At 69.9% G+C, this 16,814-nt stretch carries 14 protein-coding genes; 11 read left to right on the top strand and 3 right to left on the bottom strand.

Annotation, left to right across the window (positions count from 1 at the left end; translation table 11 throughout):
- The first annotated feature begins 64 nt into the window (after positions 1-64).
- Positions 65-1,687: an MFS transporter gene (locus ACZ4IF_RS02410; RefSeq protein ID WP_467558830.1), complete on the top strand. Its 1,623-nt coding sequence runs from the start codon at positions 65-67 to the stop codon at positions 1,685-1,687.
- Between the two features lie 291 nt (positions 1,688-1,978).
- The gene (locus ACZ4IF_RS02405; RefSeq protein ID WP_359491019.1) at positions 1,979-2,287 is read left to right on the top strand and encodes a small hydrophobic protein; all 309 of its coding nucleotides are present in this window, start codon (positions 1,979-1,981) and stop codon (positions 2,285-2,287) included.
- A gap of 19 nt (positions 2,288-2,306) precedes the next feature.
- On the opposite strand, the gene ACZ4IF_RS02400 is transcribed toward ACZ4IF_RS02405, so the two are convergent.
- Both ACZ4IF_RS02400 and aceE read right to left on the bottom strand, forming a co-directional pair.
- Entirely contained in the window at positions 2,307-3,146 is an 840-nt protein-coding gene (locus ACZ4IF_RS02400) for a potassium channel family protein (RefSeq protein WP_467558828.1), read from the bottom strand.
- Positions 3,147-3,220: 74 nt separating this feature from the next.
- Complete coding sequence (aceE, locus tag ACZ4IF_RS02395; RefSeq protein WP_467558826.1) at positions 3,221-5,953, bottom strand: pyruvate dehydrogenase (acetyl-transferring), homodimeric type; 2,733 nt, start codon at positions 5,951-5,953, stop codon at positions 3,221-3,223.
- A gap of 468 nt (positions 5,954-6,421) precedes the next feature.
- Between aceE and ACZ4IF_RS02390 the strand changes: the two genes are divergently transcribed.
- The 6 genes from ACZ4IF_RS02390 (at position 6,422) to ACZ4IF_RS02365 (ending at position 11,163) form a co-directional block, all read left to right on the top strand.
- A complete protein-coding gene (locus ACZ4IF_RS02390) occupies positions 6,422-6,850 on the top strand; it encodes a DUF3052 domain-containing protein (protein ID WP_095934041.1) in 429 nt (142 codons plus the stop codon).
- Positions 6,851-7,196: 346 nt separating this feature from the next.
- On the top strand, positions 7,197-7,655 hold the full coding sequence (locus ACZ4IF_RS02385; RefSeq protein WP_359491012.1) for a peroxiredoxin: 459 nt from the start codon (positions 7,197-7,199) through the stop codon (positions 7,653-7,655).
- 114 nt (positions 7,656-7,769) lie between these two features.
- Positions 7,770-8,345 (top strand): TerD family protein, encoded by a 576-nt coding sequence (locus ACZ4IF_RS02380; protein WP_028800924.1) that lies wholly within the window; start codon positions 7,770-7,772, stop codon positions 8,343-8,345.
- 100 nt (positions 8,346-8,445) lie between these two features.
- Entirely contained in the window at positions 8,446-9,021 is a 576-nt protein-coding gene (locus ACZ4IF_RS02375) for a TerD family protein (RefSeq protein ID WP_028800923.1), read from the top strand.
- A 107-nt stretch (positions 9,022-9,128) separates the two neighbouring features.
- Positions 9,129-10,277 carry a DUF475 domain-containing protein gene (locus tag ACZ4IF_RS02370; protein ID WP_467558822.1) on the top strand — a complete coding sequence of 383 codons (1,149 nt, stop codon included), beginning with the start codon at positions 9,129-9,131 and terminating at the stop codon, positions 10,275-10,277.
- Positions 10,278-10,425: 148 nt separating this feature from the next.
- Positions 10,426-11,163, top strand: a complete 738-nt coding sequence (locus tag ACZ4IF_RS02365; RefSeq protein WP_467558820.1) for a TerD family protein — start codon at positions 10,426-10,428, stop codon at positions 11,161-11,163.
- A gap of 44 nt (positions 11,164-11,207) precedes the next feature.
- Here the strand turns inward: ACZ4IF_RS02365 and ACZ4IF_RS02360 are convergent, their stop codons facing one another.
- On the bottom strand, positions 11,208-12,095 hold the full coding sequence (locus tag ACZ4IF_RS02360; protein ID WP_467558818.1) for a TerD family protein: 888 nt from the start codon (positions 12,093-12,095) through the stop codon (positions 11,208-11,210).
- Positions 12,096-12,275: 180 nt separating this feature from the next.
- Between ACZ4IF_RS02360 and ACZ4IF_RS02355 the strand changes: the two genes are divergently transcribed.
- Genes ACZ4IF_RS02355 through ACZ4IF_RS02345 form a run of 3 tightly spaced genes read left to right on the top strand, consistent with a single transcriptional unit; the run spans position 12,276 to position 16,767 of the window.
- On the top strand, positions 12,276-13,445 hold the full coding sequence (locus ACZ4IF_RS02355; protein WP_467558816.1) for an HpcH/HpaI aldolase/citrate lyase family protein: 1,170 nt from the start codon (positions 12,276-12,278) through the stop codon (positions 13,443-13,445).
- A gap of 44 nt (positions 13,446-13,489) precedes the next feature.
- Entirely contained in the window at positions 13,490-15,940 is a 2,451-nt protein-coding gene (locus ACZ4IF_RS02350) for a phosphoribosyltransferase (protein WP_467558814.1), read from the top strand.
- Positions 15,940-16,767, top strand: coding sequence for an HAD family hydrolase (locus ACZ4IF_RS02345; protein WP_467558812.1), 828 nt, complete (start codon positions 15,940-15,942; stop codon positions 16,765-16,767). Before ACZ4IF_RS02350 ends, ACZ4IF_RS02345 begins: the two co-directional genes overlap by 1 nt.
- The last annotated feature ends 47 nt before the right edge of the window (positions 16,768-16,814 follow it).

Genomic DNA, 16,814 nt, shown 5'->3' with positions numbered 1-16,814 from the left:
GTGACAGTTACCGACTTGTGAATTGGTTTGTCAACTGTCAGTGGCTGTCACTAGCCTCCGACGCATGACTAGTCAGACCACCCTCGACAAGACGGGTCCGGGGGACAGGAGCCCGCTCGACCCGTCGGGCCAGGCTCCGGCCAAGGGGCTGCGCGGCCATCCGTGGTTCACCCTCATCACCGTGGCCGTCGGGGTCATGATGGTGGCCCTGGACGGCACCATCGTCGCCATCGCCAACCCGGCCATCCAGAAGGACCTCGGCGCCAGCTTCGCCGACGTCCAGTGGATCACCAACGGCTACTTCCTGGCCCTCGCGGTCACCCTGATCACCGCGGGCAAGCTCGGCGACCGGTTCGGGCACCGGCAGACCTTCCTCATCGGCGTGGTCGGCTTCGCCGCCGCCTCGGGAGCCATCGGCCTGTCCGACAGCATCGCCCTGGTGGTCACCTTCCGCGTCTTCCAGGGCCTGTTCGGCGCCCTGCTGATGCCGGCCGCGCTCGGCCTGCTGCGCGCGACCTTCCCGGCCGAGAAGCTGAACATGGCGATCGGCATCTGGGGCATGGTCATCGGCGCCTCCACCGCGGGCGGCCCGATCCTCGGCGGTCTGCTGGTCCAGCACGTCAGCTGGCAGTCGGTGTTCTTCATCAACGTGCCCGTCGGCGTCGTCGCGCTGGTCCTCGGCCTGGTCATCCTCACCGACCACCGCGCCGAGAAGGCCCCCCGCTCCTTCGACCTGCCCGGCATCGCGCTGCTGTCCGGCGCCATGTTCTGCCTGGTCTGGGCGCTCATCAAGGCCCCGACCTGGGGCTGGGGCGCCGGTACGACCTGGGCCTTCCTGGGCGCCTCGGTGCTGGGCTTCGTGCTCTTCGCCGTCTGGGAGACCAAGGTGGGCGAGCCGCTCATCCCGCTCGGACTCTTCCGGTCCGTCGCGCTGTCGGCCGGTGTCGTCCTCATGGTGCTGATGGCCATCGCCTTCATGGGCGGCCTGTTCTTCGTCACCTTCTACCTGCAGAACGTGCACGGCATGAGCCCGGTCGACGCCGGTCTGCACCTGCTGCCCCTCACCGGCATGATGATCGTGGGCTCGCCGCTGGCCGGCGCGCTGATCACCAAGTCCGGGCCGCGCATCCCGCTGGCCGGCGGCATGGCCCTCACCGCGATCGCCATGTTCGGCATGTCCACGCTGGAGACGGACACGGGCAGCGGCATCATGTCGCTCTGGTTCGCGCTGCTCGGCCTCGGCCTCGCGCCGGTCATGGTCGGCGCGACCGAGGTCATCGTCGGCAACGCGCCGATGGAGCTGTCCGGTGTCGCCGGCGGTCTCCAGCAGGCCGCGATGCAGATCGGCGGCAGCCTCGGCACGGCGGTGCTCGGCGCCGTCATGGCCTCCAAGGTCGACGGCGACCTCGCGGGCAACTGGGCGGACGCCAAGCTCCCGCCGCTCACCCCGGCCCAGCTCGACCAGGCCGGCGAGGCGGTGCAGGTCGGTGCCGCGCCGGTCACCAAGGACACACCGGCCGCGATCGCCGCGCAGATCACCGACGTCGCCCACGACACGTTCATCTCCGGCATGAGCCTGGCGTGTCTCGTGGCCGCCGGGGTGGCCGTCGTGGCGGTCTTCGTCGCGATGCTCACCAAGCGGGGCGAGAACGCGGAGGCCGTCGGGGCGGGCGCCGGGCACATCTGACGGGCCGTCCACCGGCTGACGGGCGACCGCACACCGGTCGTCCGTCAGCCGTCGACCGGCCGGGGCGTCCCGGCCGGTTTCGCCTATCAGGGTGACTCGGCTGAAGATCCCTCCCGTCCGGTCCGCCCGCAGGTCACAGTGGGTCACGTCCTCCGTACGACCCGGAGGACGGCCGGAGCTGCGGCGCGCTGCCGGAGGGGGGCAGCGCGCGTGCAGGTCTGAAGGTGAGGAACGGGGGTACCCGACGCATCGACCCGAACCGACCGAAAGGTCAAGGGAGTTCAGGAGTTGATGATGGCGGGCTTCGGACACGGTACGCGCAGGTACCCCCGTTCACGTGGCCGTACGAGGTCAGGGAGCGGGCCGGATCGCGCGACCCTGGGCATCATCGGCCTCGTCTGCGCGGTCGCCGGATTCTTCACGCTGGGGATCCTCCTCGGCCCGGCGGCCATCGTCTGCGGCTATCTGTCCATGGGCCGCCGCTGGGCGGGCTCAGGACCCTGGCCGGCCCTGACCGCCGTGGTCCTCGGTGCCGTCGACACACTGCTCGCGGTCCTGTGGCTGGCGGGCTCGACGGGCCCGGGCAACGGTCTGTTCTGACCGGCCGCGCCGCGCGGCGTCACGTCAGTGGACGGTCGTCCGCCCCGGCGGAACGGCCGTCCACCGTGATGTACGCGGGCCGGTGCGCGGCATCCTCCACCGTTCCCGGCACCGGGTGCGGCACACCCGAGGCCGCCCCGCCGGACAGCGCGGCGACCTCCGCGCGCAGGGCCCGCACCTCCTCGGCGAGAGCCTCGATCGCGGCGGTCTGCCGGCGCTCCTCCACGTCGTCCTTCTCGAAGCGGGAGATGAACCAGGCGGCGATGTTGGCGGTGACGACACCGAGCAGCGCGATGCCGGAGAGCATGAGGCCGACCGCGAGCACCCGGCCCATCCCCGTGGTCGGGGCGTGATCGCCGTACCCCACCGTCGTCATCGTCGTGAACGACCACCACACCGCGTCGCCCAGCGTTCTGATGTTCCCGTGGGGCGAGTCCCGCTCCACGGACAGCACCGCGAGCGAGCCGAACATCAGCAGGCCGATCACCGCGCCGCCGACGTACGTCGTCAGGCGGATCTGCGAGGCCATCCGCGCCCGCCGTCCCACCAGCATCAGGGTGGCGACGAGCCGGAGCAGCCGCAGTGGCTGGAGGATCGGCAGCACCACCGCGCACAGGTCGAGCCAGTGCCCGCGCACGAAGTCCCGTCGCTGAGGGGCCAGCGCCAGCCGGACCAGATAGTCGGCGGCGAAGGCCCCCCACACCGTCCACTCCACCACCGTGCACAGGAGCTCCAGCGACCGGCCGGCGTCGCTGTCCACGATCGGCACGGCGTAGGCGACGGCGAAGGCCACCGCGAGCGCGAGCAGGGGACGCTGGGTGTGCTGTTCCCAGCGGGCCTGTGCCGATTCATCCTTCATGCCCGCATCGTAGAAGCGGCGAAGGGGCGGCGGAGCCGATGCCCCGCTGCCCCTCATGCCGCCGTACGGACGCTCTAGGCGTCGCCGCCCGCGGCACCCGGGTCGGCCGCCGCCACGTCGAGCAGCTGGTAGCGGTCGATCGCCTGCTTCAGCACCGAGCGGTCCACCTTGCCCTCACGGGCCAGCTCCGTGAGCACCGCGACCACGATCGACTGTGCGTCGATGTGGAAGAAGCGCCTGGCCGCGCCGCGGGTGTCCGCGAAGCCGAACCCGTCCGCACCCAGCGACTGGTAGGTGCCCGGCACCCAGCGCGAGATCTGGTCCGGGACCGAACGCATCCAGTCGGAGACGGCGACGAACGGGCCCTGGGCGGCGGACAGCCGCTGCGTGACGTAGGGGACGCGCTGCTCCTCCTCGGGGTGCAGGAGGTTGTGCCGCTCCACCTCGACGGCCTCGCGCCGCAGCTCGTTCCAGGAGGTCGCCGACCAGACGTCCGCCCTGACGTTCCACTCCTCGGCGAGGATCCGCTGCGCCTCGATCGCCCACGGCACGGCGACACCGGAGGCGAGGATCTGCGCCGGGATCGATCCGGAGGCGCCCTCGCCGATGCGGTGGAGGCCCTTCAGGATGCCCTCGACGTCCACGTTCTCCGGCTCGGCCGGGTGCTGGATCGGCTCGTTGTAGACCGTGAGGTAGTAGAAGACGTCCTCCGCGTCCGGGCCGTACATCCGGCGCAGGCCGTCCTGCACGATGTGCGCGATCTCGTAGCCGTACGCCGGGTCGTAGGCGACGCAGCCGGGGTTGGTCGAGGCGAGCAGCTGCGAGTGGCCGTCCGCGTGCTGGAGCCCCTCACCGGTCAGCGTCGTGCGGCCGGCGGTGGCGCCGAGCACGAAACCGCGCGACAGCTGGTCGGCCATCTGCCAGAACTGGTCGCCGGTGCGCTGGAAGCCGAACATCGAGTAGAAGACGTACACCGGGATCAGCGGCTCGCCGTGCGTGGCGTACGCCGAGCCCGCTGCGATCAGCGAAGCCGTGCAGCCGGCCTCCGAGATGCCGTCGTGCAGCATCTGGCCGGTCGGGGACTCCTTGTACGCGAGCAGCAGATCGCGGTCGACGGCCTCGTACTGCTGGCCGAGCGGGTTGTAGATCTTCGCGCTCGGGAAGAACGAGTCCATGCCGAAGGTGCGGTACTCGTCGGGCGCGATCAGCACGAAGCGCTTGCCGATCTCCTTGTCCCGCATGAGGTCCTTCAGCAGGCGTACGAAGGCCATGGTCGTGGCGATCGACTGCTGACCCGACCCCTTCTTCACGCTCGCGTACGTCTTGTCGTCGGGCAGCGCCAGGGGCTTCGCGCGCACCAGGCGCGTGGGTACGTACCCGCCGAGCCCCTTGCGGCGGTCGTGCATGTACTGGATCTCTTCCGAGTCCCGGCCGGGGTGGTAGTACGGCGGGAGGCCGTCCTCCAGCTGCTTGTCGGAGATCGGCAGGTGCAGGCGGTCGCGGAAGCCCTTGAGGTCGGCGACCGTGAGCTTCTTCATCTGGTGCGTGGCGTTGCGGCCCTCGAAGTTCGGGCCGAGCGTCCAGCCCTTGACCGTCTGCGCCAGGATCACGGTCGGCTGGCCCTTGTGCGCCTTGGCCGCCGAGAACGCCGCGAAGATCTTCTTGTGGTCGTGACCGCCGCGGCCCAGGTGCAGGACCTGGTCGTCGGTCATGTGCTCGACCATCGCGCGCAGCCGGTGGTCGTCACCGAAGAAGTGCCGGCGGATATACGCGCCGGTCTCGGTGGCGTACGTCTGGAACTGACCGTCCGGCGTGATGTTCAGCTTGTTGACCAGGATGCCGTCCCGGTCCTGCGCCAGCAGCGGGTCCCAGGTGCGGTCCCACACCAGCTTGATGACGTTCCACCCGGCGCCCCGGAACTGTGACTCCAGCTCCTGGATGATCTTGCCGTTGCCGCGTACCGGGCCGTCGAGGCGCTGGAGGTTGCAGTTGACGACGAAGGTCAGGTTGTCCAGGCCCTCGCGCGCCGCGATCGACAGCTGGCCGAGCGACTCGGGCTCGTCCATCTCGCCGTCGCCGAGGAACGCCCACACGTGCGACTTGGAGGTGTCCGCGATCCCGCGGGCCTCCATGTAGCGGTTCATCCGCGCCTGGAAGATCGCGCCGAGCGGGCCGAGGCCCATGGACACGGTCGGGAACTCCCAGAAGTCCGGCATGGAGCGCGGGTGGGGGTAGCTGGACAGCCCGTTCGGGTACTTCGACTTCTCCTGCCGGAAGCCGTCGAGCTGGTCCTCGGTGAGCCGGTCGAGCATGTAGGCGCGCGCGTAGATGCCCGGCGAGGCGTGGCCCTGGAAGAAGACCTGGTCGCCGCCGTCGCCCTCGTCCTTGCCGCGGAAGAAGTGGTTGAAGCCCACGTCGTAGAGCGAGGCGGAGGAGGCGAAGGTCGCGATGTGACCGCCGACGCCGATGCCGGGGCGCTGGGCACGCGAGACCATCACGGCCGCGTTCCAGCGGGTCGCGTTCAGGATCTTGCGCTCGATCTCCTCGTTGCCCGGGAAGAACGGCTCGTCCTTGGTGGCGATCGTGTTGACGTAGTCCGTGCTGCGCATCTCGGGCACGGCCACGCGCTTCTCGCGGGCCCTCTCGATCAGCCGCAGCATCAGATAGCGGGCGCGCTCGCGGCCCCGCTGGTCGACGGCGGCGTCGAGGGAGTCGAGCCACTCCTGAGTCTCCTCAGGGTCGAAGTCCGGGACCTGGCTGGGAAGGCCGCCAATGATGATCGGATTGCGATCGGATCCGGAAGCCACGCTGTTCCTTCGCTGTCAGAGGGCTGTCTGCGGTGGGTTTTTCCCCGTCATTTCACCGTTCCCCATCGTGTACCTCGGGAACGCAAACGTCATCTCTACCAAGGGGTAACCGCCACGTTCACCGAGATCGGCGGGACGTGCCCGGTCAAAACGTAACGATACGCTCACTCCATGACGCGTTCCGCAAAGTCGTTCGGCACTCGTACGTCCGCAGGGTTCCGAAACTCGTAAAAGGGGCAGAAGGGTGTGGTGTGTGTCACGCGCTGTACTCGCGGCGGGCCGTTGGTTGCGTCGACAGCGCCGGGATCGTCACCGTTTCGGCGGTCTCGGCGGCCGGGTACTTGCGCGATCCGCCCGGCCCGTGTGGACTACGGCCAATGCTTCGCGCACGCGCGTGGCTGAGACTTCCCCGAGTTCTTGACGAGCCGGGGGAGGCCCTAATTCCGAAACATGATCAGGAGGCAAGCCGTGAGCGCGACCGCGGACCACGCGGAGGAGCGGACCAACCCGGCCGCCAGGCTGGGGTTCGAGCCCGGACAGGTGGTCCAGGAGATCGGCTTCGACGACGACGTTGACCACGAGCTCCGTGAAGGCATCGAATCGCTGATCGGCCAGGATCTGGTCGACGAGGACTACGACGACGTCGCCGACGTCGTGCTGCTGTGGTTCCGGGACGAGGACGGCGATCTCACGGACGCACTGGTGGACGCCATCGGTCTCCTCGAGGACGGCGGCATGATCTGGCTGCTGACCCCGAAGACCGGCCGGGACGGATACGTCGAGCCCAGCGACATCAGCGATGCGGCGCAGACCGCCGGCCTCTCCCAGACGAAGAGCATCTCCGTGGCCAAGGAATGGTCGGGCACCCGCCTGGCCACGCCCAAGTCCAAGCGCTGAGATCCCGCTCCGCCTTCCGCAGAGCACCGCGTGAGGCCCCCGCCGGACAGACCCGGCGGGGGCCTCACGCATGCCCGGAACCGCGGCCGGGCCGCCGTTCCGGGGCGGCGCCGGACACCGTCGGCCGGGCCGGGCCCGCCTGAGCGGAGGCCTTCGGCGGCGGGGCCTGCGCCCCGCCCGTCCCGGAGACCTTCGCCGGCCGGGGCGCAGGCCCCGCCCCGGCCCCGCCGAGGGGCCGCCCGGGTGGCCTCGGACGCCGCGCGGCCCGCCCGCACAGGGCCGCGAGCGGCTCCCTGCGTAGGGTGGTCGTCACCCGAACAGACCCTCGGAAGGGAAGCGAGTGACCATGGCGATCGAGGTCGGCAGCAAGGCCCCGGACTTCGAGCTCAAGGACAACCACGGCGCCACCGTGCGCCTGTCCGACTTCCACGGCGAGAAGAACGTGGTGCTGCTCTTCTACCCGTTCGCCTTCACCGGCGTGTGCACCGGCGAGCTGTGCTCCCTGCGCGACAACCTGCCGCAGTTCACGGACCGGGACACCCAGCTGCTCGCCGTCTCCAACGACTCCATCCACACCCTGCGCGTCTTCGCCGAGCAGGAGGGCCTGGAGTACCCCCTGCTCTCCGACTTCTGGCCGCACGGCAACACTTCGCGCGCCTACGGCGTCTTCGACGAGGACAAGGGCTGCGCGCTGCGCGGCACGTTCATCATCGACAAGGAGGGTGTGGTCCGCTGGACCGTCGTCAACGGCCTGCCGGACGCGCGTGACCTGAACGAGTACGTGAAGGCGCTCGACACCCTCTGATTTGTTCGGTTCCAGGGCCTGCGGGGTCCGGGAACCCGTCACTAGGATCGACACGTTGATCCGATACCAACGCACTTCGGGGCTCCCCGCCCCTGGACACCATTGGGAGGACTCGTGGGAGTCAGCCTCAGCAAGGGCGGCAATGTATCGCTGTCGAAGGAGGCCCCGGGACTGACCGCGGTCATCGTCGGTCTGGGGTGGGACGTCCGCACCACCACCGGCACGGACTTCGACCTCGACGCCAGCGCGCTGCTGACGAACGACCAGGGCAAGGTCGCCAACGACCAGAACTTCGTGTTCTTCAACAACCTCAAGAGCCCTGACGGCTCGGTGGAGCACACCGGTGACAACCTCACCGGTGAGGGCGAGGGCGACGACGAGCAGATCAAGGTCAATCTCGCCGCCGTTCCCGCCGACGTCCAGAAGATCGTCTTCCCGGTCTCGATCTACGACGCGGAGAACCGCCAGCAGTCCTTCGGCCAGGTGCGCAACGCGTTCATCCGCGTGGTGAACCAGGCGGGCGGCGCGGAGATCGCGCGCTACGACCTCTCCGAGGACGCCTCCACGGAGACCGCGATGGTCTTCGGCGAGCTCTACCGCAACGGCGCCGAGTGGAAGTTCCGCGCCATCGGCCAGGGCTACGCCTCGGGCCTGCGCGGCATCGCGCAGGACTTCGGCGTGAACGTCTGATCTGTAGGGCCTTCGGCTCCGAGGTCCGGCACCGCACCCTTGCGTGCGGTGCCGGACCCGCCGCACAACTGAAAGACAGACCTCGGGGAGGACCAGCATCATGGGCGTCACGCTCGCCAAGGGGGGCAATGTCTCCCTCTCGAAGGCCGCACCGAACCTCACGCAGGTGATGATCGGGCTCGGCTGGGACGCGCGCTCCACCACCGGAGCCGATTTCGACCTCGATGCCAGCGCGCTGCTGTGCAACGGCGGCCGGGTGCTCGGTGACGAGTGGTTCATCTTCTACAACCAGCTCAAGAGCCCGGACGGCTCCGTGGAGCACACCGGCGACAACCTGACGGGTGAGGGCGAGGGCGACGACGAGTCGATCCTGGTCGACCTTTCCAAGGTGCCGGCCACCGTCGACAAGATCGTCTTCCCGGTCTCGATCCATGACGCGGACAACCGTGGCCAGACCTTCGGCCAGGTCAGCAACGCCTTCATCCGCGTCGTCAACCAGGCCGACGGCCAGGAGCTCGCCCGCTACGACCTGAGCGAGGACGCCTCGACGGAGACCGCGATGATCTTCGGCGAGGTCTACCGCTACAACAACGAGTGGAAGTTCCGTGCGGTCGGTCAGGGGTACGCGTCGGGCCTGCGGGGCATCGCCCTGGACTTCGGGGTCAATGTTTCCTAGGCCCACCCACCTCAGCCGGAGCGGCGGCCCTCTAGACTTCGTGGTCAACGTTAGGTAAAGCCGAGTACGGCGCGGGGGAGACCCGTACATACACGATTGGGTAGCCAGTGCTTCTGAAAACCTTCGGCTGGTCGTTCGCGATTACCGCGCTCGGTCTGGTCGCAGCGGCGTTCTACGGGGGGTGGACCGCCTTCGGGATCGTGGCGATCCTGGCCGTCCTCGAGATCTCGCTGTCCTTCGACAACGCGGTGGTCAACGCCGGAATCCTGAAGAAGATGAACGCCTTCTGGCAGAAGATCTTCCTCACGATCGGCGTGCTGATCGCCGTCTTCGGTATGCGACTGGTCTTCCCCGTCGTCATCGTCGCCATCAGCGCCAAGATCGGCCCGATCGAGGCCGTCGACCTGGCGCTCAACAACAAGGACCACTACCAGGAGCTCGTGACCGACGCCCACCCGGCGATCGCGGCCTTCGGTGGCATGTTCCTGCTGATGATCTTCCTCGACTTCATCTTCGAGGACCGGGACATCCAGTGGCTGCGCTGGATCGAGCGCCCGCTCGCCAAGCTCGGCAAGGTCGACATGCTGTCGGTCTGCATCGCGCTGATCGTCCTGCTGATCACGGCGTTCACCTTCGCCACGCACGCCCACCAGCACGGCGGCGCGCACGTCGACAAGGCGCAGACGGTGCTGATCTCCGGTATCGCCGGCCTGATCACGTACATGGTCGTCGGCGGACTCTCCGGCTACTTCGAGGACAAGCTCGAAGAGGAGGAGGAGCGCGAACACGAGGAAGAGGAGGAGGCCGAGCGGACCGGCAAGAAGAAGCCGGCCGTCGTCCTCGCCGGGCAGGCCGCGTTCTTCATGTTCCTCTACCTGGAGGTCCTGGACGCGTCGTTCTCCTTCGACGGTGTCATCGGCGCCTTCGCCATCACCAACGACATCGTCCTGATGGCGCTCGGCCTCGGCATCGGCGCCATGTACGTCCGTTCGCTCACCGTCTACCTGGTCCGCCAGGGCACCCTCGACGACTACGTCTACCTGGAGCACGGCGCGCACTACGCGATCGGCGCCCTCGCCGTGATCCTCATGGTCACCATCCAGTACGAGATCAACGAGGTCATCACCGGCCTCGTGGGTGTCGTCCTGATCGCCTGGTCCTTCTGGTCCTCCGTCCGCCGCAACAAGGCGCTCGCCGCGGCCGAGGGAAAAGGCGAGACCTCGGACGAGAAGGCTGAGATCTCTTCCGGGGTGTGACGGCCCGGCCGGACCCGGCGTGTGACACCCCCGGCACGATCGGGGGTGTGACACCCCTCCGGTCGAGGAACGCTCTGAAGCGGGGCGGCCGACGAGGAACAGTCCTCGCGGCCGCCCCGCCGCACTTTCGAGGAACCTGGGGGGCCAAATGGGTATCTGGCAGGACCTGTGGCGCGGACGCTCGGCGGACTTCGACTCCGGCAGCGCCGCCACCAACTCCATAGAACTGACCAAGCGCAACCACACCGTCTCGCTCACCAAGCAGGGCGCGGCCACCGGCAACCTGCGCATCAACCTGTCCTGGCGGATGCGCACCTCCGACATCGGCGGCCCGCAGCGAGGCAGCGTGCTGCGCCACCCCTTCCGCACCCTCAAGCCGGAAGTGGTCCAGGCCCACACCCAGAGCATGGTCAACGTCGACCTCGACCTGGGCGTCATGTACGAGCTGAAGGACGGCACCAAGGGCGTGGTCCAGCCGCTCGGCAGCTTCTTCGGCGAACTCAACGCCCCGCCCTACGTGAAGCTCAGCGGCGACGACCGCTTCGGCTCGGCGTCGGGCGAGACGGCCTACGTCAACCTCGACCACCGCGACGACATCAAGCGGCTGCTGGTCTTCGTCTACATCTACGACCAGACCCCCGCCTTCGACCGCACCCACGCCATCATCACGCTCTACCCGAGCAACGGGCCGCGCATCGAGATCGGCCTGGAGGAGCGCCACCCGCAGGCCCGCTCCTGCGCGGTCGTGATGATCGAGAGCAACAAGGGCGAGGTGACCGTGCGCCGCGAGGTCAAGTTCGTCTACGGCTTCCAGGCCGAGCTTGACCGCCTCTACGGCTGGGGCCTGCAGTGGGGCCGCGGCTACAAGTCGAAGGTCGAGCGCTGACGCCCCGGATCCTGTCCGGCCCTCCCCGCACGCTCAGGCAGGCCCTAGCGCCCGAGGAACTGAGGCCCCTGCGGAGGCAGCCTGAAGTCCGGGTCCGGCAGCGTGCCCACCGGCTGCGGGAAGCCGTACGCGGGCTGGGTCGCGGGGGCGGTCTGCGGCTGCGGATAGCCGTAGGCCGGCTGGGCGGCCGGAGCGGTCTGCGGCTGCGGATAGCCGTAAGCGGGCTGGGCGGTGGGCGCGGCGGCCGGCTGCGGATAGCCGTACGAGGGCTGCTGCGGCACCGGAGCGGGCTGCTCGGGAGGCAGCGGCACCGAGGTCTCGGGAGAGGACACGGGCGCCGACCAGGCGGCGTCGGGACCGGATCCGGTCACGGCCGCCGCCGCGGCCTCCGTCTCGTCCACGGAGATGCCGAAGTCCGTCGCGAGCCCGACCAGACCGTTGGAATAGCCCTCACCGAGCGCCCGGAACTTCCAGCCGTCACCACGCCGGTACAGCTCGCCGCAGATCAGCGCGGTCTCCGCACCGGTCTCCGGCTTGATGTCGAAGTACGCCAGCGGTTCACCGTCCGCGACGGTGGCGTCGTACAGCACGATGCGCAGATCACGTACGCGGTCGAAGGTGACGTCGTCTGCCGAAGCGACCAGCAGAATCTGTCCGACACCGGACTCGACACCCGCCAGATCCGTCTGGATCGTGTCGGTCAGGCCCTCGGTGACGCGTTTCTTGCCGAGCCGCCACACCTTGCCGGAGGGATGGCGGGGCTGGTTGTAGAAGACGAAGTCCTCGTCGGATCGCACACGACCGTCGGGGCCGAGGAGCAGCGCCGAGGCATCCACATCGGGTACGTCCTGCCCGGGCGTCCAGCGGAGCACGGCGCGCACCGCTGTGGCGTCCAGCGGGACGTTCGACCCCTTCAGCATCGCGTGCGTCATGCGGTCATCCTGCCCTCTCGGTCCTGGTCACGACAACGTGGGGTCTCCCCGGAACCGGTGGGTGCCGGACACGGCCGGGTTACCTGAACTTCATGCTCGGTGGGAACCTCAGACATGGATCCATACGTACTATTACCGGCCAGATCACGTAGGGCCGCCTAGTCGCCACGGGGGAGTTTCATGCGTCATTTCGGTCACATCGCCCCGGAAGAGCGGCAACGCCTCTTCCACCAGGAGCCGAGCGTCTTCACCGCCGACTCACCGGCCCGCGTACTGGCCACGGCCCTCGGAGCCACGCTGTACAGCCCGGCGACCAGGCCCCGACTGGCCGACGACATCGTCAAGCAGGCCGAACGCGGTGTGGTCTCCATGGTGCTGTGCCTGGAGGACTCCATCGACGACGCGGAGGTCACCGGCGCCGAGGAGAACCTCGTCAGGCAGTTCGCCGACCTCGCCGGCCGCGCCGACGCGGGCGAGCTCCCGCTGCTCTTCGTCCGGGTCCGCTTCCCCGAGCAGATCCCCGACCTCGTCCGGCGCCTCGGCCCCTCCGTCCGGCTGCTGTCCGGGTTCGTCATGCCCAAGTTCACCGAGGAACGCGGCATGCCCTTCCTGGAGGCCCTCGCCGGCGCCGAGACCGCGAGCGGACGCCGGCTGTTCGCCATGCCCGTGCTGGAGTCGCCCGAGCTGCTCTACCGGGAATCGCGCGTGGAGACCCTGGAGGGCATATCCCGCGCCGTCGACAAGTACCGCGACCGCGTGCTCGCCCTGCGCCTCGGCGTCACCGACTTCTGCTCCTCGTACGGGCTGCGCCGCGCACCCGACATGACGGCCTACGACGTGCAGGTCGTCGCCTCCGTGATCGCCGACGTGGTGAACATGCTGGGACGGGCCGACGGCACCGGCTTCACGGTGACCGGACCGGTCTGGGAATACTTCCGCGTCCAGGAGCGCATGTTCAAGCCGCAGCTGCGCCGCAGCCCCTTCCTGGAGGGCCAGGCGGAGGAACTGCGCGAGGCACTGATCGAGCACGCCATGGACGGACTGCTCCGCGAGATCGCCCTCGACCAGGCCAACGGCCTGCTGGGCAAGACCTGCATCCACCCCTCGCACGTCCTGCCCGTGCACGCGCTGTCCGTCGTCAGTCACGAGGAGTTCAGCGACGCCCAGGACATCCTCAGCCCCGAGCGCGGCGGCGGGGGTGTACTTCGGTCGGCCTACACGAACAAGATGAATGAAGTGAAACCGCACCGCGCCTGGGCGGAGCGCACGCTCCTGCGCGCCGAGGTCTTCGGCGTCGCGAACGAGGACATCGGCTTCGTGGAGCTGCTCGCCGCCGGACTCCCCGAGTGAGCCGGCCCGGCCGGGCCCCGCGGAACACGATCGACAAGGAATCGATGAACAACGCTGTGAACGACGTCGTGTGGACGGGTACGTGGGTCGCCGAGCGACTCGGTGTCGAACTCGTCGGGGACGAGCGGCTCGGCGAGCTGCTGGGGCTGGCGCTGCGCCGCAACCCCAAGCGCGCCCACCTCCTCGTGTCCAACGTCCTCGGCAAGCACGTACCGCAGTCGCCGTCCGTGGTCTACGGCCACGGGTTCGCGCTCGGCCGCCGGGTCCGTGACCTGCTGGGCGCCGAGGAAGCCCGCGCCGCCGTCGTCGTCGGATACGCGGAGACGGCCACCGGGCTCGGCCACTCCGTCGCCGACGGCCTGGGCCTCGCGCCCTACCTGCACTCCACCCGCCGCCCCGTCGCGGCCGTCGCCACTGCGGGCGGATTCGAGGAGTCCCACTCGCACGCCACCTCGCACCTCCTCCTGCCCGAGGACCCCCCGCTGCTGGCCGGCAGCGGCCCCCTGGTGCTCGTCGACGACGAGTTCTCCACGGGCAACACCGTCCTCAACACCGTCCGTGCCCTGCACGAGCGCTACCCCCGCCGGCGGTACGTCGTCGTGGCCCTCGTCGACATGCGCTCCGCCGCCGACCTGGGCCGCCTGGAGCAGCTCGCCGCGGAGATCGGGGCGCGCATCGACCTGGTGTCCGCGGCCTCGGGCACCGTACGGCTCCCCGAGGGCGTCCTGGAGAAGGGCCAGGCCCTCGTCGCCGCCCACGAGCCGGCGCCACCCGCCCCGGCCGTGCACGGCGGCACCGCGAAGGCCGTCCGGGTCGAGCTGGGCTGGCCCAGCGGCGTGCCCGACGGCGGACGGCACGGATTCACGCCCGGCCACCGAATACGCCTGGAGAGCGCCCTGCCCGCCATGGCCGCGCGGCTCGCCGACGCCCTCCCCGACGGCGCGCGCCGGGTGCTCGTGCTCGGCTTCGAGGAGCTGATGTACGCGCCGCTCAGGCTGGCGCGCGAGCTGGAACAGGTCGTGACCGCCGAGGTGCGGTACTCCACGACCACCCGGTCCCCGGTCCTCGCCCTCGACGACCCCGGCTACGCCATCCGCAGCCGTATCGTCTTCCCCGCCCACGACGACCCCGACGACGGCCCCGGCGAGCGCTACGCCTACAACGTCGCGGGCGCCGGCTTCGACGCCGTCGTCGCCGTCGTCGACTCCGTCGCCGACACCCCGGAGCTGCACGCCCCCGACGGCCTGCTGGCCCGGCTCGCGGAGCACACACCGAGCGTCCTGCTCGCCGTCGTCCCCTCGTACGTCCCCGCTCGGACGCCGACCGAAAGGCCCTCCATGCTCCCCGAGCCCCTCCGCGGCCCCGCCTTCTCCTCGTACGCGCCGGACGAGGTCGGCTGGCTGCTCCAGGACCTCTCGGACGTGGGCCTGGAGGCGCCGACCGAGGAGCGCGAGGAGGCGATCCAGAGCGGCGGCGCCCACTACGCGGAGTCGCTGCCCGTCGAGTACCAGCCGAACGCCCAGTACCAGGAGCTGTTCCACACGGCCCTCGCCGACTCCGCCGCCCGCCTCGCCCAGGCCGTCGGCGCCGTCACCGAGATCGTCCTCGCCGAACGGTCGCCGCGACCCGTGCTGGTGTCCCTGGCCCGCGCCGGCACCCCCGTCGGCGTCCTGATGCGCCGCTGGGCGCAACACCGCCACGACCTCGACCTGCCGCACTACGCCGTGTCCATCGTCCGCGGACGCGGCATCGACGCCAACGCGCTGCGCTGGCTGGCCGCCCACCACGACCCGGCCGACGTCGTCTTCGTCGACGGCTGGACCGGCAAGGGCGCCATCACTCGCGAACTCGCCGACGCCGTCGAAGAGTTCGAGGCCTCCGACGGCATCACCGGCTTCGACCCGGAGATCGCGGTCCTCGCCGACCCCGGCTCCTGCGTCCGCACGTACGGCACCCGCGAGGACTTCCTCATCCCCTCCGCCTGCCTCAACTCGACCGTCTCGGGCCTGATCTCGCGTACCGTGCTCCGTTCCGACCTGGTCGGCGAACATGACTTCCACGGCGCGAAGTTCTACCGCGAACTCGCCGGCTCCGACGTCTCCGCCGACTTCCTGGACGCGGTCGCGGCCCGCTTCGACGACGTCGCCGACGCGGCCTGCGCCCAGGCCAAGGAACTCCTCGCCGCCGACCGCACCCCCACCTGGGAGGGCTGGGCGGCGGTCGAGCGGATCAGCGAGGAGTACGGCATCCACGACGTGAACCTGGTCAAGCCGGGTGTCGGCGAGACCACCCGCGTCCTGCTGCGGCGCGTCCCCTGGAAGATCCTCGCCCGGACCGGAGCGGGTGCCGACCTCGACCACGTACGTCTGCTCGCCGAGCAGCGCGGCGTGCCCGTCGAGGAGGTCGACGAACTTCCCTACACCTGCGTCGGGTTGATCCACCCGAAGTACACCAGGGGCGCGACGGGCGCCGACGGCAAGGCGGTGACCGCCTGATGTCCGCGCCCAAGGTGCTCGTCGCCAGCGACCTCGACCGCACGCTGATCTACTCCTCCGCGGCCCTCGCGCTCACCATGCCCGACGCGCGGGCGCCCCGGCTGCTCTGCGTCGAGGTGCACGAGAGCAAGCCCCTGTCGTACATGACGGAGGCGGCGGCCGGACTGCTCACCGGGCTCGGCGACACCGCGCACTTCGTGCCCACCACGACCCGCACCCGCAAGCAGTACCAGCGCATCAACCTGCCCGGGCCCGCGCCCAAGTACGCGATCTGCGCCAACGGCGGGCACCTGCTCGTCGACGGGGCGTCGGACCCCGACTGGCACGCGCAGGTGACGGCGCGGCTCGCCTCGGAGTGCGCGCCGCTGGCCGAGGTGCGTGAACACCTGGAGACCACCGCGGACCCCGCCTGGGTGCGCAAGCACCGGGTCGCCGAGGACCTGTTCGTCTATCTCGTGGTGGAGCGCGAACTGCTCCCCGAGGAGTGGGTGAAGGACCTCGCCGTGTGGGCGGAGAGCCGCGGCTGGACGGTGTCGTTGCAGGGCCGCAAGATCTACGCGGTGCCGAAGCCGCTCACCAAGAGCGCCGCCGTGCGGGAGATCGCCCGCCGCACCGGCGCCGAGCTCACCCTCGCCGCCGGGGACTCCCTCCTCGACGCCGACCTCCTGCTCGCCGCCGACCGCGGCTGGCGCCCCGGCCACGGCGAACTCGCCGACGCGGACTGGACGGCGGCCGCGATCACCGCACTCCCGGAGCGGGGAGTACTGGCGGGGGAGCGCATCCTGCGGGAGTTCGTACGGGCCAGCGACGGCGGCGTGCGGGGCTGACCTCTCGTTCCGCTCCCCGGGAGCGGCGAGGGGCCCGCTGTTCGCGG

The sequence above is a fragment of the Streptomyces sp. NPDC025784 genome (genome assembly GCF_055558435.1).
The sequence above is the reverse complement of the archived record's forward strand: the minus strand, read 5'-3'. Positions and strand labels throughout refer to the sequence as shown.